At 64.1% G+C, this 21,091-nt stretch carries 23 protein-coding genes; 6 read left to right on the top strand and 17 right to left on the bottom strand.

The genetic code is table 11. The annotated features are described in order from the left end of the window. The first annotated feature begins 92 nt into the window (after positions 1–92). A complete protein-coding gene (mscL, locus tag C6571_RS11710) occupies positions 93–536 on the top strand; it encodes a large conductance mechanosensitive channel protein MscL (protein WP_106446835.1) in 444 nt (147 codons plus the stop codon). A 2-nt stretch (positions 537–538) separates the two neighbouring features. Here the strand turns inward: mscL and pdxA are convergent, their stop codons facing one another. Continuing rightward, complete coding sequence (gene pdxA / locus C6571_RS11705) at positions 539–1,594, bottom strand: 4-hydroxythreonine-4-phosphate dehydrogenase PdxA (RefSeq protein ID WP_106446834.1); 1,056 nt, start codon at positions 1,592–1,594, stop codon at positions 539–541. Between the two features lie 84 nt (positions 1,595–1,678). After that, positions 1,679–2,428: a Nif3-like dinuclear metal center hexameric protein gene (locus C6571_RS11700; RefSeq protein ID WP_106446833.1), complete on the bottom strand. Its 750-nt coding sequence runs from the start codon at positions 2,426–2,428 to the stop codon at positions 1,679–1,681. A gap of 86 nt (positions 2,429–2,514) precedes the next feature. Here C6571_RS11700 and C6571_RS11695 point away from each other — a divergent pair, with 86 nt between their 5' ends. Beyond that, on the top strand, positions 2,515–3,666 hold the full coding sequence (locus tag C6571_RS11695; RefSeq protein ID WP_106446832.1) for a trypsin-like peptidase domain-containing protein: 1,152 nt from the start codon (positions 2,515–2,517) through the stop codon (positions 3,664–3,666). A 213-nt stretch (positions 3,667–3,879) separates the two neighbouring features. Here C6571_RS11695 and tatC read toward each other — a convergent pair whose 3' ends face one another. From tatC to C6571_RS11635, 12 genes are all read right to left on the bottom strand, one after another. Then, positions 3,880–4,674 carry a twin-arginine translocase subunit TatC gene (tatC, locus tag C6571_RS11690; protein ID WP_106446831.1) on the bottom strand — a complete coding sequence of 265 codons (795 nt, stop codon included), beginning with the start codon at positions 4,672–4,674 and terminating at the stop codon, positions 3,880–3,882. 57 nt (positions 4,675–4,731) lie between these two features. Further along, positions 4,732–5,208: a Sec-independent protein translocase protein TatB gene (gene tatB / locus C6571_RS11685; RefSeq protein ID WP_106446830.1), complete on the bottom strand. Its 477-nt coding sequence runs from the start codon at positions 5,206–5,208 to the stop codon at positions 4,732–4,734. 24 nt (positions 5,209–5,232) lie between these two features. Next, positions 5,233–5,478 carry a Sec-independent protein translocase subunit TatA gene (gene tatA / locus C6571_RS11680; RefSeq protein WP_106446829.1) on the bottom strand — a complete coding sequence of 82 codons (246 nt, stop codon included), beginning with the start codon at positions 5,476–5,478 and terminating at the stop codon, positions 5,233–5,235. A gap of 100 nt (positions 5,479–5,578) precedes the next feature. Continuing rightward, positions 5,579–5,935, bottom strand: a complete 357-nt coding sequence (locus C6571_RS11675) for a histidine triad nucleotide-binding protein (protein WP_106448206.1) — start codon at positions 5,933–5,935, stop codon at positions 5,579–5,581. A gap of 20 nt (positions 5,936–5,955) precedes the next feature. Further along, the gene (locus tag C6571_RS11670; protein WP_106446828.1) at positions 5,956–6,984 is read right to left on the bottom strand and encodes a patatin-like phospholipase family protein; all 1,029 of its coding nucleotides are present in this window, start codon (positions 6,982–6,984) and stop codon (positions 5,956–5,958) included. Then, positions 6,977–7,366 (bottom strand): DUF4870 family protein, encoded by a 390-nt coding sequence (locus C6571_RS11665; protein ID WP_106446827.1) that lies wholly within the window; start codon positions 7,364–7,366, stop codon positions 6,977–6,979. The genes C6571_RS11670 and C6571_RS11665 overlap by 8 nt, the downstream gene beginning before the upstream one ends. Then, on the bottom strand, positions 7,363–7,758 hold the full coding sequence (locus tag C6571_RS11660; protein ID WP_106446826.1) for a phosphoribosyl-ATP diphosphatase: 396 nt from the start codon (positions 7,756–7,758) through the stop codon (positions 7,363–7,365). Before C6571_RS11660 ends, C6571_RS11665 begins: the two co-directional genes overlap by 4 nt. Positions 7,759–7,763: 5 nt before the next feature. Further along, a complete protein-coding gene (gene hisI / locus C6571_RS11655; RefSeq protein ID WP_106446825.1) occupies positions 7,764–8,153 on the bottom strand; it encodes a phosphoribosyl-AMP cyclohydrolase in 390 nt (129 codons plus the stop codon). 7 nt (positions 8,154–8,160) lie between these two features. After that, positions 8,161–9,198: a S49 family peptidase gene (locus tag C6571_RS11650; protein ID WP_106446824.1), complete on the bottom strand. Its 1,038-nt coding sequence runs from the start codon at positions 9,196–9,198 to the stop codon at positions 8,161–8,163. A 1-nt stretch (position 9,199) separates the two neighbouring features. Continuing rightward, a complete protein-coding gene (locus C6571_RS11645) occupies positions 9,200–9,571 on the bottom strand; it encodes a Rieske (2Fe-2S) protein (RefSeq protein ID WP_106446823.1) in 372 nt (123 codons plus the stop codon). After that, on the bottom strand, positions 9,568–10,239 hold the full coding sequence (locus tag C6571_RS11640) for an HAD family hydrolase (protein WP_106446822.1): 672 nt from the start codon (positions 10,237–10,239) through the stop codon (positions 9,568–9,570). Before C6571_RS11640 ends, C6571_RS11645 begins: the two co-directional genes overlap by 4 nt. Continuing rightward, the gene (locus tag C6571_RS11635) at positions 10,236–11,255 is read right to left on the bottom strand and encodes an RluA family pseudouridine synthase (protein ID WP_211300629.1); all 1,020 of its coding nucleotides are present in this window, start codon (positions 11,253–11,255) and stop codon (positions 10,236–10,238) included. The genes C6571_RS11640 and C6571_RS11635 overlap by 4 nt, the downstream gene beginning before the upstream one ends. A 589-nt stretch (positions 11,256–11,844) precedes the next feature. On the opposite strand from C6571_RS11635, the gene C6571_RS11630 reads away from it, so the two are divergent. The 4 genes from C6571_RS11630 to queF all read left to right on the top strand — a co-directional run bounded on the left by C6571_RS11630 (position 11,845) and on the right by queF (position 17,581). After that, entirely contained in the window at positions 11,845–14,919 is a 3,075-nt protein-coding gene (locus C6571_RS11630) for an Rne/Rng family ribonuclease (RefSeq protein ID WP_106446821.1), read from the top strand. Between the two features lie 80 nt (positions 14,920–14,999). Then, a complete protein-coding gene (gene yaaA / locus C6571_RS11625) occupies positions 15,000–15,779 on the top strand; it encodes a peroxide stress protein YaaA (protein WP_106446820.1) in 780 nt (259 codons plus the stop codon). Positions 15,780–15,811: 32 nt separating this feature from the next. After that, complete coding sequence (locus C6571_RS11620; RefSeq protein WP_106446819.1) at positions 15,812–16,675, top strand: 2OG-Fe(II) oxygenase; 864 nt, start codon at positions 15,812–15,814, stop codon at positions 16,673–16,675. Between the two features lie 60 nt (positions 16,676–16,735). After that, complete coding sequence (queF, locus tag C6571_RS11615; RefSeq protein ID WP_106446818.1) at positions 16,736–17,581, top strand: NADPH-dependent 7-cyano-7-deazaguanine reductase QueF; 846 nt, start codon at positions 16,736–16,738, stop codon at positions 17,579–17,581. A 19-nt stretch (positions 17,582–17,600) separates the two neighbouring features. On the opposite strand, the gene C6571_RS11610 is transcribed toward queF, so the two are convergent. The 3 genes from C6571_RS11610 to C6571_RS11600 form a co-directional block, all read right to left on the bottom strand. After that, entirely contained in the window at positions 17,601–19,166 is a 1,566-nt protein-coding gene (locus C6571_RS11610; protein WP_106446817.1) for a methyl-accepting chemotaxis protein, read from the bottom strand. A gap of 123 nt (positions 19,167–19,289) precedes the next feature. Further along, positions 19,290–20,480: a Y-family DNA polymerase gene (locus tag C6571_RS11605; RefSeq protein WP_106448204.1), complete on the bottom strand. Its 1,191-nt coding sequence runs from the start codon at positions 20,478–20,480 to the stop codon at positions 19,290–19,292. A gap of 113 nt (positions 20,481–20,593) precedes the next feature. After that, positions 20,594–21,004 carry a DUF3224 domain-containing protein gene (locus tag C6571_RS11600; protein WP_106446816.1) on the bottom strand — a complete coding sequence of 137 codons (411 nt, stop codon included), beginning with the start codon at positions 21,002–21,004 and terminating at the stop codon, positions 20,594–20,596. Positions 21,005–21,091: the final 87 nt, after the last annotated feature.

The following is a 21,091-nucleotide window of genomic DNA, read 5'->3' as shown; positions in this document are numbered from 1 at the left end:
CAGACCGCGCAGTGTTTGACCCCCGGCAAGCTTCAGCGCCGCTGCGTCGGTTCGGAGATACTGCAAACCATCGAAAACCACGGGAGAATTTGATGGGAATGTTGAAAGAATTTCGCGAATTTGCCATCAAAGGCAACGTGATCGACCTGGCGGTGGCCGTGATCATTGGCGGTGCCTTCGGCAAGATCGTCGATTCCGTTGTCAAGGATCTGATCATGCCGGTGGTGGGACTGGTGTTCGGCAAGCTCGATTTTTCCAATCTCTTTGTGGTCCTGGGCACGGTACCGCAAGGCACTGCGATGACCCTGGACGCGCTCAAGAAGGCCGGCGTCCCTGTGCTGGCCTACGGCAGCTTCATTACAGTGGCCGTGAACTTTTTCATTCTGGCCTTCATCATTTTCCTGATGATTCAGCAGGTCAACCGCCTCAAGCGCAATAACCCGGAGCCAGCTCCCGCGCCCGCTGTGACGCCCGAAGACATCGTACTGCTGCGTGAAATTCGCGACAGCCTCAAGCGCCCTCCTTCCAATGCCTGACTTCATTGGACCGAGAGGCGGCGCGCCCAGCGCACCGCCTCGATCAAGCTTGCCGGGTCGGCCTTGCCTGTGCCCGCAATGTCGAACGCCGTGCCGTGGTCCGGGCTGGTGCGCACCAGCGGCAGGCCGAGGGTGACGTTCACACCCTTGTCCACGCCCAGGTATTTCACCGGAATCAAGCCCTGGTCGTGGTACATGGCCACCACCACGTCGAACTCGCCGGGGTGTACTGGCGTGTTGCGAGCGCGCATGAACACGGTATCTGGCGCCCAGGGACCGGTGGCATCCAAGCCTTCGCGGCGCGCTGCGGCGATAGCCGGCGCAATGATGTCGATTTCCTCACGCCCGAAAAGTCCCGCCTCGCCTGCGTGCGGGTTGAGCCCGGCCACACCAATGCGTGGCGCGCGGCCCAGACTTTTGCATAGTGCAGCGTGCGTAATGCGCAAGGTTTGCAGCACGTTGCAGTCCGTGACGGCGTCGATGGCGTCGCGCAGTGCCATGTGAATGCTCACCAGCACGGTACACAGCTCGTCGCTGGCCAGCATCATGCGCACCGGCATCTGCGCAAGCTCCACGCCAGCATGCGCCGCCGCTTGCGCCTGCAGCAGTTCGGTGTGCCCCGGAAAGTCCACCCCTGCTGCAGCCAGCGACTCCTTGTGCAGCGGCGCGGTTACCAAGCCGGCAATCTCACCGCGCAGCGCCGCCTGGGCCGCCCACACCACGCAGTCCGCAGCAGCGCGCCCGGCTTGCGCCGCGACGGCGCCAAAGGGCAAGGGGCCGGGCAAACCGGCAAGCGGCAGCACCGGCAGACAGCGCGGCGGCATCTCGCGCGCCTGCACCGGTGAAGTGATGACCGCCACCGGCAGATCAGGAACGCCGGACCGGCGCACGCATGCGGCCGCGCGTCGCAGCGTGGCGAGCTCGCCGACGACGAAGGCGCCATGCATCTGGTCCGGCGCATCGCGGAATGCCTTGGCAATGATCTCCGGCCCGATGCCCGCCGGGTCACCCTGGGTGATGGCCAGAAGCGGGTGAGCGTGCTGCGTGATGGGAACCATGAAATATCAGTGAAATAGGGCTCTAGCGCTTATCCAGAGGGCGCTAATAGCTATGTTTTTTGAGTCATTCCAGCCTGATGCCGGCTAGGCCGGGTTGTCCACTTCAATGAAGCGATGTCGAATTCCCAGCTGTTGCGCCACGTGGGCTGCCACAGCGGGTGCGCCGTAGCGCTCGGTGGCATGGTGGCCGGCAGCCACAAAGCCCACGCCCATTTCCTTGGCCAGATGCGCCTGCGGTTCAGAGATCTCGCCCGTGACAAACACCTGCGCACCCGCCGCTGCAGCGGATTCAAAATACCCCTGCGCGCCACCCGTGCACCAGCCGACCCGCGTGATAGGGCCGGCATGGCCCGCAACGAAAACAGGCTCGCGGCGCAGCACCCTGCCCACCTGCGCGCACAGATCAGCGCTGCTGGCGTACTGGACATGGGCCAGGCAACCAAGGTCTTGTTCGCCAAAATACGCGTCCGCTTTCCAGCCCAGCTCAGCCCCCAGGCGCGCGTTATTTCCCAGCGCAGGGTGCGCATCGAGCGGCAAGTGGTAGGCAAACAGGTTGATGTCGTGCGCCAGAAGGCGCTGCAGGCGCTGCTTCATCCATCCGGTGACCCGGCCGTCCTGGCCGCGCCAGAACAGGCCGTGATGCACCAGAATGGCGTCAGCCTGGGCTTCGATGGCTGCGTCAATCAGGGCCAGGCTGGCAGTGACGCCGCTCACCAGCAAAGAGACCTGCTCCATGCCTTCCACCTGCAAGCCATTGGGGCCGTAGTCCTTGAATTTTTCGGGCTGCAGCAGCATGTCCAAGCTGTGCAGCAAGCTCTGGCGCGATATGCTCATGGCGCTATTGTGGCGTGCGCTGCGCGACAATAGGCACCGCGCGCATTCGGATCCTTTGCGCCTTCCTTTCTTGCACTGCATCTCCCATGAAACGCCTTTGGCTGCTTTTTTCGCAAACCATCACGGTTCTTGTCGCTGCCTGGTTCGTGGTTGCCACCTTGCAGCCAGGATGGCTGCGCGGCGTGAACCTTCCGTGGCGCCAGTCGATTTCCCTACTGGAAGCGCCGCCCATCAACCAGGCCGAACCCATGCCGGGAAGCCTCAGCGGCGCGGCGCGCAAGGCGGCACCTGCGGTGGTCAGCATCAACACCAGCAAAGCTCCGGTGCGCGATCCGCGCAGCGATGACCCCTGGTTTCAATTCTTTTTTGGCGATCAGGCCAACCGGCCGCAGGCAGGCCTGGGAAGCGGCGTCATCGTCAGCCCCGAGGGCTACATCCTCACCAACAACCATGTCGTCGACGGCGCCGATGAAATCGACGTCACCCTCTCGGACAGCCGCAAAGCGCGCGCGCGGGTCATTGGCACCGACCCGGAAACCGATCTGGCGATTCTGAAGATTGAGCTCGACAAGTTGCCCGTCATCGTGCTGGGCGACTCCGACACGGCCTCGGTCGGCGACCGGGTGCTGGCCATTGGCAACCCGTTCGGCGTAGGCCAGACCGTGACCAGCGGCATCGTCAGCGCCCTGGGGCGCAGCCAGTTGGGCATCAACACGTTTGAGAATTTCATCCAGACCGACGCCGCCATCAACCCGGGCAATTCGGGCGGCGCGCTGGTCGACGTCAACGGCAATCTTCTGGGCATCAACACGGCCATTTATTCGCGCTCGGGCGGCAGCCTGGGCATTGGTTTCGCCATTCCTGTCTCGACCGCGAAAATGGTGCTCAGCAGCATTACCGCCACGGGTCAGGTGACGCGCGGCTGGATCGGCGTGGAGCCAAGCGAGCTTTCGCCGGAAATGGCAGAAACCTTTGGCGTCAAGGCCACGTCGGGCGTGCTCATTACCGGCGTGTTGCAGAACGCGCCAGGCGCACATGCGGGCCTGCGGCCGGGCGACGTGATCACCCAGGTGGCGGGCAAGCCGGTGGTCAGTGTCTCGGGCCTGCTCAGCGCGGTGGCGGCACTCACGCCAGGCGAAGCCGCCGGTCTGCGCGTGCAGCGCGGCGATCAGGAGATCGCGCTGGAAGTGACTCCGGGAGTACGGCCCAGGCAGCGGCGCGCACCGGTGCAAAGATGAAAATAATAGCGACTGACTGTTTTCAGTATTGCGCTACAGACCTATTTTCCTGATTTTGTAGCTGCCTCAGACAAGATCGAGGCGCGCCATTTGCACAGGGCGCGAGCCCATCAAAGCTTCGCTCTCACTGTTGTCGGTCGGCTTTTCTGAGGCAGCTGCATCGTCAAGCGTATTCGACGCAGAAACGGGCGTGCAAGATGCACGCGCCTGGCGTCAGGGGCCGGACGCGGCCTCTTCGTCGTCCTCGGGTGCCTTGGTGTGGCGTATGAACAGTTGCGCAGCCCAGATCCCCAGCTCATAGAGCATTACCATGGGAATGGCGAGCGCCAACTGAGAGACCACATCAGGCGGCGTCACGATGGCTGCGATCACGAAGGCCAGCACGATGAAGTAGCCCCGAAAGCTCTTGAGCTGGGCCACGCTGACCATCCCCAGTCGCGCCAGCACGACGACGACAATCGGCACCTCGAACGCCAGACCGAACGAGATGAACATCGTGATCACAAAGCTCAGGTAGGCCTCGATGTCTGGCGCTGCGGTAATGCTCTTAGGCGCAAAGCCCTGAATGAATGCAAACACCTTACCGAAGACGAAAAAGTAGCAGAACGCCACACCAACCAGGAACAACAAGGTGCTGGAGACTACCAAGGGCAGCACCAGCTTTTTTTCATGGATGTAGAGGCCCGGCGCAATGAAGCCCCAGACCTGCCACAGGACTACCGGCAGTGCAATCATGAACGCCGACATCAGCAAAATCTTGAGTGGCACCATGAACGGCGAAATCACCGAGGTGGCGATCAGCGTGGCCCCTTTTGGCAGGTGCGCCACCAGAGGCGCGGCCAACAGGTCGTAGAGGGCACCCGGGCCAGGAAAGAAAAACAGCACGGCGGCCACGAGGCCCACGGCAACGATGGCTTTGACAAGCCGATCGCGCAGCTCCATCAGGTGCTGCACAAAAGGTTGCTCGGTACCGGCTAGCTCGTCGTCTGAGGATGGGGTCTGGGACATGAGTCAGGAAGTGCCGGGCGGGTTGCGCCCGTAGCCGCGCGGCTGGCGGCGCAGCGGTCAGTGAAATTTCTGGGGGCGGTAGCGCGCCACGCGCGCCGCGCCCGACTGCGCCTTGGTGCGAACACCGGCACGCGACTTGTACCACTGGGGCATGGCGCCACGCTTGAGACGCCAGTTCTTGCCCGGATTGCGGTACGTGGGAACCACGCTGCTCTGGGAACCGCTCAAGTAGGCAGAATTCGTGGCGTTCGCTGTGTCGGCGGCATCGTTCAGTTCGCGCTCGAAATCGCTGGCGCTGGTGTGGATGGTCTGCTCGACATCGCGTGCTGCGCTCTCCACCGTGTCCTTCATCTTGCGCAGCTCGTCGAGCTCCATCGAGCGATTGACTTCGGACTTGACGTCGGCCACATAGCGCTGGGCCTTGCCCAGCAAGGTGCCCACGGTTCGGGCCACACGCGGCAGCTTCTCCGGCCCAACGACGATCAGCGCCACGACGCCGATCAAGGCCATTTTGGAGAGACCGATATCAATCATGCCTTTGCGCCTGGATGCCGCAGATCAGCTTTTCTGCTTGGCTTGTACGTCGATGGTCGACGGATCCTCAGCGGCAGATGTGTTGGTCACTTGGGAAGGCGGGGTCGGCGGCACGGCGGCATCGGCGGCCGAGCCGTCTTTCATGCCGTCCTTGAAGCCCTTGACGGCGCCGCCCAGATCCGAGCCCATGTTCTTGAGCTTCTTCGTGCCAAAAACCATGACCACGATCAGCAGCACGATCAGCCAGTGCCAGATAGATAAAGAGCCCATGAGAATCTCCTAAGGAATACAGAACATTTTAGTCGGCTGGTTCGCGGGGACTTGCAAGGAGCTTGCAGATACCCTGCGATGCGCCAAAGAGCCCAGGCTATCAGCCTTTGAGCCAGGGGCGGGGGCCCCCCATCACATGCATGTGCAAATGCTGGACTTCTTGCCCACCTTCTTGGCCGGTGTTTACCATGATGCGAAAGCCGCCTTCCGGGTACGGGCGGCATCCTTGCTCCAAGGCGAGCCGTGGCGCCAAGACCATCATGCGCCCGAGCAAGCCCGCATGCACTGGCTCCGCGTGCGCCATCGAGGGCAAGTGCAGGCGCGGCACCAACAGAAAATGGACCGGCGCATGGGGGTGAATGTCGTGAAAGGCGAAGATTTCTTCGTCTTCATACACCTTGCGGGACGGTATCTCGCCAGCGGCGATTTTGCAAAAAAGGCAGTTCGGGTCGTGCATGGCCAACGTCATTCAATCAATCATGCATTGTGCGTGAGCTGCAGAGTTGCGCGCACGCCCAGGTCTTTGCGGTGCGCCGCCAGCCATTTCGCTCCGGCAGTGCGTCCCAAATCAAACAGCTTGCGCACAAAATTCAGATCAGCGCGCGCCTTGCTGGCGGCGCCGAACTCTGCCAGCGCCGCGCCGCCATCCACCCGGTGCATGCGAATATTGCGGTAGTGCTCAGGGTCCAGCTTGCCCTCAGCCAGCAGTCGGCGCACAAATTCAATGGCACGCAATTCGGCCAGCAGGCAAGCATTGAAGTTGATCTCGTTCATGCGGTCCATGATTTCGGGGACGGTGTCCGGCACTTCTGCGTGCTCAATGGGGTTGATTTGCACCAGCAGAATATCGCTGCAACGCGCCTGATAGATGAGCGGATACAGCGCCGGGTTCCCGGAATAACCACCATCCCAATACGCCTGGCCTTCGATGGTCACGGGCTGAAACACCATCGGCAGGCAGGCAGAAGCCATCACCGCTGCAGCGCTCAGGCGGGGGCCGGAAAAAATCTCGCCGCGGCCCGTGCGCACGTTGGTGGCGCAAACAAAAACCCTGGGTACGCTGGCGGGCGCTGCGGTCAGGCAGTCAAAGTCGATTTCCCGCTCCAGCAGTTGGCGCAGCGGGTTGATGTCCAGAGGATTCGATTGCACAGGCGCAAGCCATGGCGTCATCCAGGCCATGGCAGGCAGCACCAGTGGACCACCCCAGCCCGACCCGCCCAGCGCACCAATGCCCTCCCACAGCCGCGTCAGCGTGGCTCGCGCCAAGGCGGCACCCTCCTCTCGCGCCTGCTGCGGGTCGGCTGTCTGCGCTGCGGCCTGCGCAAAACCATGCGCAACAGCCACCGCGTTCATGGCCCCGGCGCTGGTTCCGCTGATGCCATCCAAATCGACGCCGCCATCTTCAAGCAAGGCGTCAAGCACACCCCAGGTCAACGCGCCATGCGATCCGCCGCCCTGCAATGCCAGGCTCAGTGGCTGGGGCGGAGCTTTGCGCCGTTCAGACATTCAACGCCTGGTTCTGGTTCATCGCGACCATGCCGCGCACGATGCGGTAAAGGAACCACAAGGAAATCATGCACCAGGCCAGCCAGCCCGGCAGGAAAAACAGCAGCCACAGCGGGGCTGTGACAATGTAGAGCACGCCGGCCCAGAGCACCGTGCGGATGCGCCAGGAGAAATGGCTGGCCTGCCAGGTACCCTGCGCATCCGAGCGCTTGACGAGATCGATGAGCAGAGCGATGAGAAGCAGCAGCGCGCCCGGCTGCGCCCCGGGAATGACTGCGCCCAGCGCCACGATCAGGTGCAGCACATAGCTCACCCAACCCCAGGCCTTGAGGCCTTCTGCGCGTTGCTCGTCGCTGGAAACGTCAATGATGTCGTTGTTCATGGTTGTGCCTCGCTGGCGGCTCGGCCCTGCGCTTTGCGCAAAGCTTTCTCCTCGATGCCGCTGGTGCCCATGCGGCGCTCCAGTTCGGCAATCACGTCGTGCGGCGTGGCGCCGTAGTGCGCCAGCGCGACCATGCAGTGAAACCATAGGTCGGCCATTTCACCGACCAACTTGAAGCGATCACCGCCATGGTCCAGGTCTTTGGCGGCCATGACCACCTCTGTGGCCTCTTCGCCAATCTTTTTCAGGAAAGCGTCCGGGCCCTGGTGCAACAAACGTGCTACATAGCTCTTGTCGGGGTCTCCGCCATGCTCGCGCTTGCGGCTCTCGATGGTGGCGGCAAGCCGGGCGAGCGCGCCTTCGTCACCTGCCGATGGAGTGTTCTCTTGCATGGGCCTTATTTGTAGATGGAAGCCGGGTCTTTCAAGACCGGGTCGGTAGCCTGCCATTGGCCGTCTTTGAGTACGCTGAAAAAGCAACTGTGGCGACCCGTGTGGCAGGCAATGCCGGGCTCGTGGCCCCGCTGCGTGACGCTGAGCAATATGACATCCTGATCGCAATCGATGCGAATGTCGTGCACCTCCTGCACATGGCCCGACTCTTCGCCTTTGAACCACAGCTTGCCACGCGAGCGGCTGAAGTACACCGCGCGGCCCAGCTCGGCCGTTTTCTGCAGAGCTTCCTGGTTCATCCAGGCGAACATCAGCACGTCGCCCGTGGATTTTTCCTGCGCAATGACGGGCACCAGGCCTTGCGCGTCCCATTTCACTTGGCCAAGCCAGTCCATGCTGCCCTCAACGCAACTGCAGCGCAGCAGACTGCGCGGCGCGCATCGCGCCCGCGCCCAGCGCCGCGCCAAAACGTTTGGCCAGACGCTCGGCGACGTTCTCACGGCGCGTGTAGTCGATCACTTCGTCGGCCTTGACCACGTCGCGCGCCACCTGGTCGAGGCTGCCCAAATGATCCGCCAGGCCCATGTCAATGGCTTGCTGGCCGGTCCAGAACAAGCCACTGAAGGTTTCGGGCGTTTCCTTGAGCCGGTCGCCCCGCCCCGCCTTCACGGCAGCAATGAACTGCTGGTGAATCTGATTGAGCATGGTCTGGGCAAAGGCGCGCTGCTTTTCGGTCTGCGGGCTGAAGGGATCAAGAAAGCCCTTGTTTTCGCCAGCGGTCAGCAGACGGCGCTCGACACCGAGCTTGTCCATGGTGCCGGTAAAACCGAAACCGTCCATCAGCACGCCGATGCTGCCAACGATGCTGGCCTTGTCAACATAGATGTCGTCCGCCGCCGCAGCAATGTAATACGCGGCCGAGGCGCAGGTTTCTTCCACTACGGCATAGACCGGTTTGTTGTATTTGGCCTTGAGCCGCACGATCTCGTCGTTGATCATGCCGGCCTGTACCGGACTGCCGCCGGGTGAGTTGACCAGGAGCACCACAGCCTGCGAGCCTTCGTCTTCAAAGGCGCTGCGCATGGCGGCCATGATGTACTCGGCGCTGGCGTTGCTGTCCGAGGCTATTTCGCCCTTGATTTCCACCACGGCGGTATGCGGACTGCTTTTGCTGGTGCCGGTCATGTCGCGCGAGAACACCGCCCAGGCAACGGCTCCAATCAGCGCCAGCCAGAGCAAGCGGGTAAAGGTACGCCAGCGGCGGGCAGCGCGCTGTTCGCGCACGGTGGCCAGCACCAGTTCTTCCAGCACGCCGCGCTCCCAGCCACTGTTGGCAGCACCCTGTTTTACTTCTGAATTCATAGCATTCTTTGCCCATAGATCGGGCGCTGGTGGGTATTTTTGTTGTGAACTTGCGTTCGGATCATTGGCGTCTGTCATGTCACCACCCAGGTGGCTGGAGTTGGGCGGAAGTATGCCAGCGCACCCGTCCGTCTTCTTCCGAAACGGCAATTTTGACCAGACCGCGGCGGCACGGCCCGGCCACGCAGGTGCCGCTGGCAGGGGCGTACATGGCACCGTGCGTTGCGCACATCAGCCATTGGCCGGTCGAATCAAAGAACTGGCCGTCGACGTAGTCCATTTCCATCGGAACATGACCGCAGCGATTCACGTAGGCCTGCACCTGGCCTTGAAAGCGCACCGCAAAGGCCCGGCAGCCCTCGCCCAGATAGACCACGTCGAACGGCACGGCCACGCCGCTATCGGCCAGCGCTTCGCTGGCGCACAGATCCAGCACCTGCGGCTCATTCATGCGTTTTTCTCCAGCCAGGCGGAAAGATCGGCCACCGATCGCGCTACGTAGCGCGGCGCAAACGCTGCAAAGGCCTGGCTCTCGTGCGCGCCGTAACTCACCCCCACACTGGCGCAGCCGGCGCTTTGCGCCATCTGCAGGTCGTGCGTGGTGTCGCCAATCATCAGCACGCGCTCAGCAGGCACGCCGAACTCCGCCATCAGCTCCTGCAGCATCAGCGGATGCGGTTTGCCGGCGGTCTCGTCTGCCGTGCGCGAGCCGTCGAACATGCCGCGAAGCTGCGCGCTGTGCAGCGCTTCGTCCAGCCCGCGCCGGCTCTTGCCTGTGGCCACGGTCAGCAGGTGGCCGCGCGCGCGCAAACGCTCAAGCAGCGGGAGCACGCCCTCGAACAACACCAGATCGTCCTGTTGGCGCGCGTAGTGATAACGGTAGCGCAGGCCCAGCTCGGAATATTTCTCTGGCGGCACGTCAGGGGCCGCATGGGCGAGCGCCTGGGCCAGCGCCATGCCGATGACATAGCTTGCGGCCAGGTCACTCGGGCGCTCACCGCCCACGTCGCACACCGCCTCCTGAATGCAGCGCACGATGATGGCGGTCGAGTCGAACAAGGTGCCATCCCAGTCGAAAGCAATGAGGTCAAAGCGCCGTGGTGGCAGGGAATCGGTCATGAAAGCGGACAAAAAGTGGACAGATCAGGCGGCAGCGGTGCCATCAGCTCGCTGCGCTGCCCCGTCGCGGGATGGGTGAACTGCAATCGCCAGGCATGCAGGTACATGCGCTTGAGGCCGTGCCGCTGCAAGCGGCGGTTGAGCTCAAAGTCGCCATATTTTTCGTCCCCGGCAATGGGGCAGCCCTGGCTGGCCAAGTGAACACGAATCTGGTGCGTGCGGCCGGTCTTGATCGTTACTTCGAGCTGAGAAAACTCCGGCAGACCGGCTTCGGGGCGCGCCGGCAGGCGCTGGCGCAGCTTGACCAGTGTGATCGAGCGCATTCCGTCCGGATCATCCGCCGTGGTGGTGCGCACGCGGCGCTCGCCATCCGCCTGCAAGTATTTGTGCAACGGCGTGTCGATGACCTTTTTATTCGCCTGCCAGGCGCCCACGACCAGCGCCAAATAGGTTTTTCCGGTCTCGCGCTCACGAAACTGTTCTTGCAGGTGGGTCAGTGCGCTGCGTTTTTTGGCGATCAGCAAGATTCCGGAGGTTTCCCGGTCCAAGCGGTGCACCAGTTCTAAAAAGCGCGCTTGTGGCCGCGCCTGGCGCAACTGCTCAATCACGCCAAAGCTCACTCCACTACCGCCATGCACGGCCACGCCGGCCGGCTTGTCGATGGCAAGCATTGCGTCGTCATCAAGCAGGATGGGAAATTCGCGCGCTGGCGCCGGGTGCGCGGCCTTTTCCTCGATTCGGTCGGACACACGCACCGGCGGCACGCGCACCAGGTCGCCTTCTTGCAAGCGCGTATCGGCGCCCGCCCGCCCCTTGTTCACGCGCACCTCGCCACTGCGGATGATGCGGTAGACATGCGTCTTGGGCACGCCCTTGAGTTCGCGCAGCAGAAAGTTGTCCAGCCGCTGACCGGCCGAATTGGCGTCTACGGCTTGAAAACGTACGACCGGCGCTACCGGGTGCGCGGTCGGCGGCGCCGAGTGCGCGGAGGGTTTGGCCCCTATAATCTGTTTCACCTGCGCACTATTTTGTAAGTGGTTGATTTGTCTGAATTTTAGTCGACACAACTATTTCCCTTGCGCAGGCAGGTCGATGCCAGCGCGCGTCGCACTTGCAGATGACAGGCCAATTGCCTGCCATGGCCGGTGCCTCGCTCGGAGGGCGGACACATTGAAACACCGATACGGAATACTGAGTTTGCAGGCGCTCCCACGAGGCAGGGCCTGCCAACGGATCGAAGCGAAACATGCTGGCTCTGGTAATGCGATGGATCTCTCTCTGGCAATGGCGTCTGCCTTTGTCATGGGCGTCCAATCGTGCTCCAGCGCTTGTCACACCTGCGCAGGCAGCTACTCTTTCAGTAGTATTCATGCCCTCCCCCAGGCTCGCCCCCTTCCACGCGCCCCCGCCCCTGCCGCTCTGCTAAGCACAGCGTCATTGGCGACTTCGGCAATTCCCTTCGTTTCAAGGCGTCCGTCCAGGCACCGTTGGCTTTGCGCAGCGCTTTAGGCGCGCGCAAGCTGTTGTTTGGATTTTTGGGCTCAGGCCGCATGCAACCCCGGTTGCCGCGCTGCCGGCCCCGCCACTCTGAGAAGGAAACGCATCATGAAACGGATGCTGATCAATGCCACGCAGCCTGAAGAGCGCCGCCTGGCCATCGTCGACGGACAAAAACTCCTCGACTACGAAATCGAGATCGAAGGGCGCGAACAGCGCAAGGGCAACATCTACAAGGCCGTCGTCACGCGCGTCGAGCCCAGTCTGGAAGCCTGCTTCGTCGACTACGGCGAAGACCGCCACGGCTTCCTGCCGTTCAAGGAAATCTCCAAACAGTATTTCGCCCCCGGTGTCTCGCCCAGCCAGGCGCGCATCAACGAGGTCATCAAAGAAGGCCAGGAGCTGCTGATTCAGGTCGAGAAGGAAGAGCGCGGCAACAAGGGTGCAGCCCTGACGACCTTCATCTCGCTGGCCGGCCGCTACGTGGTGCTGATGCCCAACAACCCGCGCGGAGGCGGCGTTTCGCGCCGCATCGAGGGCGAGGACCGTGCCGAGCTCAAGGAGAACATGGACCAGCTGGAATACCCCAACGGCATGTCCATCATCGCCCGCACCGCCGGCATCGGCCGCAGCGCGCCCGAGCTGCAGTGGGACCTGAACTACTTGCTGAAACTCTGGAACGCCATCGACGGCGCGGCCCAGGGCGGCAAAGGCGCCTTCCTGATTTACCAAGAATCGAGCCTGGTGATTCGCGCCATCCGCGATTACTTCAACAACGACATCGGCGACATCCTCATCGATACCGACGACATCTACGAGCAGGCGCAGCAATTCATGGCGCACGTCATGCCCGAGCATGCCGCCCGCGTGAAGCGCTACCGCGACGACGCCGCGCTGTTTTCCCGCTTCCAGATCGAGCACCAGATCGAGTCGGCCTACGCGCGCACCGTGCAGCTGCCGTCCGGAGGCGCCATCGTGATCGACCACACCGAAGCATTGGTTTCCGTGGACGTGAACTCGGCCCGCGCCATCAAGGGCGGCGACATCGAGGAAACTGCCACCCGCACCAACCTGGAAGCCGCCGACGAAGTGGCGCGCCAGATGCGGCTGCGCGACCTGGGCGGCCTGATCGTCATCGACTTCATCGACATGGAAGAGTCGAAGAACCGCCGCGAAGTCGAAAACCGCTTGCGCGACGCGCTGCGCCAGGACCGCGCCCGCGTGCAGTTCGGCACGATTTCCAAGTTCGGCCTGATGGAAATGAGCCGCCAGCGCTTAAAGCCTGCGCTCAGCGAAGGCTCTTCCATCCCCTGCCCGCGCTGCGGCGGCTCCGGCCACATCCGCGACACCGAGTCTTCGGCGCTGCAGATCCTGCGCATCATTCAGGAAGAATCCATGAAGGACAACACCGCCGCCGTGCACTGCCAGGTGCCGGTGGAAGTGGCGAGTTTCCTGCTGAACGAAAAACGCACCGAAATTGCCAAAATCGAGCTCAAGCAGCGCATCACCGTGTTGATGGTGCCCAGCAAGGCACTGGAAACGCCCAACTACAAGTTGGAGCGCCTCAAGCACGACGACCCGCGCCTGGACCATGTGGAAGCCAGCTACCTGCTTGCCGACCAGGAAGAAGACCCCACGGCCGTCACCCGCCGCTCGCAAGAGCCGACCAACAAGCAGACCCCGGTGATCAAGGGCGTGCTGCCCGACGCTCCGGCACCGCAAGCCGCACCCCGCGCTGAAGGTGAAGTGCGCGCACCGCGCGGCGGCACACGGCCCAGCGCGGCTGCTACCGCCGCGCCTGTGGCAGCCGCCCCTGCGCCAGCCACCCCGCAGGGTTTGCGCGCGCCCGAACCCGGCTTCCTGAGCTGGCTCAAGAACCTCTTTGGCATGGGCGATACGCCGCCAGCGGCCGTGCCAGCGCCGCAGCCGGCGCCTGTGGCAACCGCGCCTGCACGGGAACCCCGCCGCGACGGACGCAATGGCAGTGGCGACCGCAGCCGCCGGGGCGGTGGCCGCGACGCACCACGCGATGGCAACCGCGAAGCCCAGGGTGAAAGCCGTGGCGAGGGCCGCGGCCGCTCGCGCGGTGAACGCGGCAATACCGAAGCGCGCGCGCCCCGCGACGGCGAGCGCATGGATGGACGCAGCGAGGGCCGCAGCGACGGACGTGGACGCGGCCGCAACGGACGCGGCGACAGCGACAATCGCTCTAGCGGCTCCGCAATGGCCACCGACCAGACCGCTTCAACCGGCGCCGACATGTCCTTGCAGGCCCCCGAGGGCGAAACCCGCAGCGAACGCCCGGCCCGCAGCAACGAAGCACGGCGCGAGCGCGGCGAAGGCAACGGCCGGCGCGAGCGCGCCCCGCGTGGCGAAGGCCGCGAACGCACGCCGCGCAGCAACGATGCCACAGCATCGCAAGCTCCTGACTTTGCAGATACCGCGCCGATTGATTCGTTGCCGGACATCGATCTCTCGGCAGACGAAGGCGTGAATGCTGCCCAGGCCACGGAACCGCAGGAGCGCAGCGAGCGCCGCTCGCGCGACCGCTACGGGCGCGACCGCCAGCGCGGCAGCCGCCAGCAGGCAGCCCCGGCCGTCGAAGGCGAAATGATGTCCTTCGACGAGCCCGCTGCTGCGGCTTCCGAAGCCAGCGACGAGGCGCCACGGCGCAGCTACTTTGCCGCCGCTGCACCTGCCGCTGAAGCTGCTCCGGCACCGGCTCCCGTGCCCGCAGCGAACCTGCCTGCAGAGCCGCCGCCGGCCCTCACGCCCCCGCCAGCTGCGTTCAGCGAAGTCGCACAGACCGTCGCAGCGCCTGCTGGTGAGCGTGCACCAAGCCCGCCGCCACAAGCAGCCGTGCCTGTCGCGCCCCGGCCGGCGCCAGCTCCCGCTCCGGCGCCAGCCCAAGCGGCCAGCACCGCGATGCCACGTGTGGCGTCCTACAGCCTGCCGGTCGACGAAATGCAGCAAGTGGCTGCCAGTTCGGGGCTGCAGTGGGTCGGTTCCGACCCTTCCAAGGTCGCTGCGGCCCAGGCCGCCGCCGCGGCCGAGCCGCAGCCCCTGCGCGTGCCACGCGAACGCCCTCCGGTGCCCAAGCTGGACGATGGCCCGCTGGTGCTGGTGGAAACCCACCGCGACCTGAGTGATCTGAAGCTCCCCTTCGATCAGCCACGCGGCTGACCCCGCTGCGGGCCACCGCCCGCAACCGTACGCCGCTCTCGCCTCACCGCGAAGCGGCGTTTCTTTTTGTGAGGAACCGCATGCTGATCCTGCTCTCGCCCGCCAAGTCGCTCGATTTCGAAACGCCGCTGCCACCCGGACTGGCGCACACGCTGCCTGCCTTTCCTGCGCAGGCCCGCGAACTGGTGGGGATCCTGCGCGGCTTTGCACCGCAGGAGCTGGCCTCCCTGATGCACATCAGCGACGCACTGGCGGCACTGAACGTGGCGCGCTACGCAAACTTTCGAGCACGCCCGGGGGAAGCCCACGCGCGCCAGGCGTTGCTGGCCTTCAATGGCGACGCCTACGACGGTCTCGGCGCGCACAGCCTCGATGCGCAAGCGCTCGCCTGGGCGCAAGACCACCTGGCGATTCTGAGCGGCCTCTACGGCGTGCTGCGGCCGCTGGACCGCATGCAGCCCTACCGCCTGGAGATGGGTACGCGCCTGGCCACGCCCCATGGCACCAACCTGTACGACTTCTGGGGTGCGCAGATCGCGCGCCACCTGGACAAACAGCTGCGCAAGCACCCTGGCGAGCCCCTTGTGGTGAACCTGGCGTCGCAAGAATATTTCAAGTCTGTGGATCGCAAGGCGCTGCGCGCCCGCGTCGCCGAATGCGTCTTTGAAGACTGGCACGCGGGCGCCTGGAAGGTCATCGGCTTTCACGCCAAGCGGGCGCGCGGGCGCATGGCGCGCTTTGCCATCTTGCAGCGCGCCCAGGCGCTGGAGGATCTGCAAGGCTTTGATGCAGACGGCTATGCCTTTGCTCCTGCCGCGTCTTCTGCCGACCGCCTGGTGTTTCGCCGTCGCAGCGCATGAATGCAGCGCTGCAGATGCGGTAAAAGGGCGCCATGGACGAGCACAAACCCTTCCCTTTCGCCACCATTGGCCAGCAGGCTGCTCTTGTATCCGACGAAGTGCGCGTCTGGGTGAACGAGCAAGGCGCGGCCGGCGTGGCCCGCGCTGCCATGCACGCGGCCTTGACCGCTGCCGGCTGGGAGGCGGCTGCAGCCGAGGCGGCGCTTGGCCAGGTGTTGGATGAACCGGGCGCTGCGCCGCCCCGCGTGCCCGGTCCCAGGCTGTCCGACGCACCCCACGTGCTGGACGCGGCCGGGCAGGCGGTGGGGGTGCAGGTGGCGCTCGATCGCCCGCCCCTTGTCGTGTTTTCGCAGTTGCTCTCCGCCGATGAATGCGCCGCCTTGATCGACGCCGCACGCCCCCGCCTGGCGCGCTCGCTCACCGTACAAACGCAGACCGGCGGCGAAGAGATCAACGCCGACCGCACCAGCGAAGGCATGTTTTTCCAGCGCGGCGAGAACGCCGTGGTGCAGCGCCTGGAAGAGCGCATTGCCGCATTGCTGGACTGGCCGGTGGATCACGGAGAAGGCCTGCAGGTGCTGCACTATGGGCCGGGCGCCGAATACAAGCCGCACTACGACTATTTCGACCCGGCCGAGGCGGGCACCGCCAGCATGCTGCGCCGGGGCGGGCAGCGCGTGGCCACGCTGGTGATGTACCTCAACACACCCCAGGCCGGCGGCGCCACGGTGTTCCCCTGCCTGGGCCTCACGGTGTCGCCCCAGCGCGGCAACGCCGTCTTCTTCAGCTACGACCGGCCACGCCCTGACACGCGCACGCTGCACGGCGGTGCGCCGGTACTGGCAGGGGAAAAGTGGATTGCCACCAAGTGGCTGCGCGAGCGAAAATTTGAATAAAAATAGCCTCTAGCGCTTATGTGATAAGCACTGACAGCTATTGTTTTTATAGTATTTCCCATGAACACCCCTGAACAATCCCCGCTGGGCAAAGACAGCGCCACACCCGAGCACTACGACCCGGCGCTGCTGTTTCCCATTGCCCGCGCCGCCAAGCGCGCCGAAATCGGCGTCGGTGCCCAGCCCCGCTTCTTCGGCGCCGACCTGTGGACAGCATTCGAACTCTCCTGGCTGAATGCGCGCGGCAAACCGCAGGTGGCGCTGGCGCACCTCACCGTGCCCTGCGAGTCGCCCAACATCATCGAGAGCAAATCCCTCAAGCTCTACCTGGGCAGCTTTGCCAACACGCCTTTCGCCAGCCCGCAAGACGTCGCAGCGCACATCCGCAGCGATTTGTCGGAGGCCGCCTGGGCGGGCTCGGAGCGCAACGGCAGCGTGGGCGTGCGCCTGCTGCTGCCCGAGCTGTTCGAGCGCGAGGCGGTGCAGGAACTCGACGGCCTCAGCCTGGACCGGCTGGACATCGAATGCACGCGCTACACGCCGGCACCCGATTTGCTGCGAGCGGCGCATGACGAAGCCCCCGTCAGCGAGGTGCTCACCAGCAACCTGCTCAAAAGCAACTGCCTGGTCACCGGCCAGCCCGACTGGGGCAGCATTCGCATTGCCTACAGCGGCGCGCAAATGGACCAGGAATCGCTGCTGCAGTACCTGGTGAGTTTCCGCAACCACAACGAATTCCACGAGCAGTGCGTGGAACGCATTTTCATGGACCTGTGGACACACTGCCAGCCCGTCAAGCTGGAGGTGTATGCACGCTATACGCGCCGCGGTGGCCTGGACATCAACCCCTGGCGCACCAGCCACCCCATGGCGCCGCCGCCCAACGTGCGCACGGCGCGGCAGTAGGGGCGCCAGAGCCTTCGCGTCAATGGAGGCGGAAAACTTCGAGCGTGCGGCCGAGCACGCCGGCGTTGTCGCTCATGGAGCGGGCCGAAGCGGCGGACTCTTCCACCAGCGCGGCGTTTTGCTGCGTCACGCGGTCCAGGTCGGTCACGGCCTCGTTCACTTGCGAAATGCCCTGGGCCTGCTCGCGCGTGGCAATGCTGATCTGGCCCATCAAGGTATTGACGTGCGCCACCGACCGGACCACCTCGGCAATGGTTTTGCCCGCCGCCTGCATCTGCCCTGCGCCGCGTTCGATGTGGGCCCCAGACTCACCAATCAAGCCACGGATTTCGCCCGCCGCCGTGGCGCTGCGCTGCGCCAGCGCCCGCACCTCGCTGGCCACCACGGCAAAGCCCCGGCCCTGCTCGCCCGCCCGCGCGGCCTCGACCGCAGCGTTGAGCGCCAGGATGTTGGTCTGGAAGGCAATGCCCTCAATGGTGGCGATGATCTGACCCATCTTGCCTGACGACTGCGCAATGGCCTGCACCACCGCACCGACCTGGGCCACGGCTTCGCCGCCGCTGCGCGCCAGTTCGGCGCTGTGTTCGCTTTCTTTTTGCACCTTCTGCGTGGTTTCTGCCGATTGACGCACCGTGCTGGAGAGTTCCTCCATCGCCGCCGCCGTTTCCTCCAGGCTGCTGGCCTGCGATTCGGTGCGCTCGGACAAATCCTGCGCGCTCTGCGCGATCTCGGAGGAAATGCTGCCAAAGCCGCCGATTTCCTGGCGTGCATCGCCCACCACCGCACGCAGGTTGAGGTGAATGCGCTGCACGCGCTCAAGCAGTAGTTCGACCGGGCTGTTGCCGACCGGTTCTTGTTGCGTGTGGGCCAGGTCGCAACCGGCAATGTCGGTCATCAGCCGCGCTGTGGTGGCCAAGGGCGCGGTGATGCTCCGCTGACACCACCACAGTGTGAGGGCCGCGAGGGCTACCAGCGCCACCGCCTGGCCAGCAACCAGCTCCATGGTTGTTGTCCAGCCGAGAAACCCAGGGAGCAGAGCCACCGCCAAAAGCGGCAGCAGAAGCCCGAACAGGCGGTGCGTCGGATTCAAGCGCTGCAACTTGCCCAGCGCGTTGCGCCAGCCTGGCCGCCGCACGCGCCCGGCATGCAGGTAAAAGCTGCTGGCGCCGCGCTCGCGCTCCTCACGGATCTGTTGGTACAAGGCCTCGGCCGCACGCACTTCCTCGCGCGTGGGCTTGACGCGCACCGACATGTAACCGCGCGGCTTGCCGTCCACCATCATGGGGGTGACATTGGCGCGCACCCAATAGAAGTCCCCGTTCTTGCGCCGGTTCTTCACCATGCCTGTCCAGTTGCGGCCTCGGCCAATGGTGGCCCACAGGTCCTTGTAGGCCTCGGGCGGCATATCGGGGTGGCGAATCAGGTTGTGCGGCTGGCCCATGAGTTCGTCCATGGAGTAACCGCTGACCCGCGCAAAAGCGGCGTTGCAATGCGTCATCACCCCCTTGTTGTCGGTGGTCGACATCAGCAGCTCGTGGCTGGGATAGTCGAATTCGGTGTGGGTGACGGGAAGGTTGGTGCGCATGCAAGCCTCTGAAATCCAGATGTAACCGAGTATAAAAATGGCTTGCGTTTTGCGGTGATCCCTTGCGCCAACGGGGACTTGTTGACGCAAGTCAGTGGTGCGCGAACAACAGCGCCGTGGAAATCAAAAAAGCCCGGGCTGGCGCGCTGGCGCGCTCAGAGCACCAGATTGGGACGGCGGGTGCAGCAGCCCCTCGCCCACGCGGCTCAATCCACCCACCCGCACGCCGAGAAGCCGCAAGCGCTGATTCAGCGGTGCACGCTTGAGGCACAGCCCGGCCGCACGGCGAATGGCAGCTGCGTCATGCGTGGCGGCAGCGAGCGTGTGATCGCGGGTGACCGTAGAAAAATCGGCATAGCGCAGCTTGATGCCTATGCCCCGGCCCACGTAACCTTTGCGCTGCAGATCGGCCGCCACCTGCTGGCACAACTGGGTGAAGATGGCGCCCAGCTCGCGGCGGTCCTGCACTGCGTGCAAATCGCGCTCAAAAGTGGTTTCGCGGCTCATGCTCACCGGCTCGCTGTGGGTCTGCACCGGGCGGCTGTCGCGCCCCCAGGCTGATTCATGCAGCCAGGCGCCCGTGGCGCGGCCAAAGTGCTGCACCAACCAATCTTTGGGCTGCGCAGCGAGTTCCCCAATCGTCTGGATGCCATGCCGGGCCAGCTTGTCGCCCGCCTTGGGGCCAATGCCGTTGATCTTGCGGCAGGCCAGCGGCCAGATGCGCTGCTGCACTTCGTGTTCGTACAAGATGGCGACGCCATTGGGTTTGTCGAATTCGCTGGCCATCTTGGCCAGCAATTTGTTCGGTGCGACACCGAGCGAGCAGGTCAGGCCGGTGGCCTGAAAAATCGACTTTTGAATCAACCGCGCCAGCACGCGCCCGCCTTCGCGCTGGCCCCCAGGGACGTCGGTGAAGTCGATGTAGACCTCGTCGACGCCACGGTCCTCCATGACCGGCGCGATCTCGGCAATCGTGTTTTTGAACAACCGCGAGAAACGGCGCACCTCGTCAAAATCGACCGGCAGCACGATGGCCTGCGGGCACAGCTTGGCCGCCTTCATCATGCCCATGGCCGATCCCACGCCAAACTGCCGCGCCGGGTAAGTGGCTGTGGTGATCACGCCCCGGCCGACGTAGTCCTTGAGCAGGGGAAAATCAGCCACCGGCACAAAGCAGCGCTCGCGCTCACCGCTGCCGTCCGTCCCCTGCAGCAGCAATTCGTCCACCGTGCGCCGCGCGCCGCCAATGACGACTGGCAAGCCCTTGAGCTGCGGGTAGCGCAGCAGTTCGACCGAGGCGAAGAACGCATCCATGTCGAGGTGGGCGATGCGGCGCAGCTTGCCGCCGGGTGCGTGCGGAGCGGGCAGGTCGTCTGCGTCGGAATTTGTCGCGGAAACGGTCACGCCCGGTATTGTGCGCGGCGGTGCTAAGACAAGCCGCTTACATCAAACCAGATGTGGTGGGTGCCATCCGGATCGATCCGCATACCGCCGCTGCCTTGAATGGCTCGGAGATCGCCGGTTCCGCTGCCTTCAACGATCGAGAAGAACTCGTTGGTTCTGTCTTTTCCACTTGTCGCCGCTGAGTGAATGAAATTGAATGTGCCGCTCTTTCCATTCAAAGAGCCCTCGAAGGATTCCATGGCGCAATACGCGCCCAGCCCGGACTCAGGGTCGAATGCCGCAGTGAACAAGGTCGCTGAGCGCCCCTCAATCTGCCCGAAGTACTGTTTTTCCATCGTGGCGACCCCGGTAGGCAGTTCCGTCTGGATTTCCGGTGTGGGGGAAAGCACTCCGGGCTTGAAGTTCTTGGTCTTGAATGTGCCGGTGATTTTCATGGGTGTATCCTACTGAAAATGGATGCCGCATCGGTAGCTGTCGAGCAGGAAGGGGTGTCGTGCCACCACGTTGGCGGGGGGCAGAAC

It is taken from the genome of Simplicispira suum, from assembly GCF_003008595.1.
Taxonomy (GTDB): Bacteria; Pseudomonadota; Gammaproteobacteria; order Burkholderiales; family Burkholderiaceae_C; genus Simplicispira; species Simplicispira suum.
This window is presented reverse-complemented; position numbering and strand designations above follow the sequence as displayed.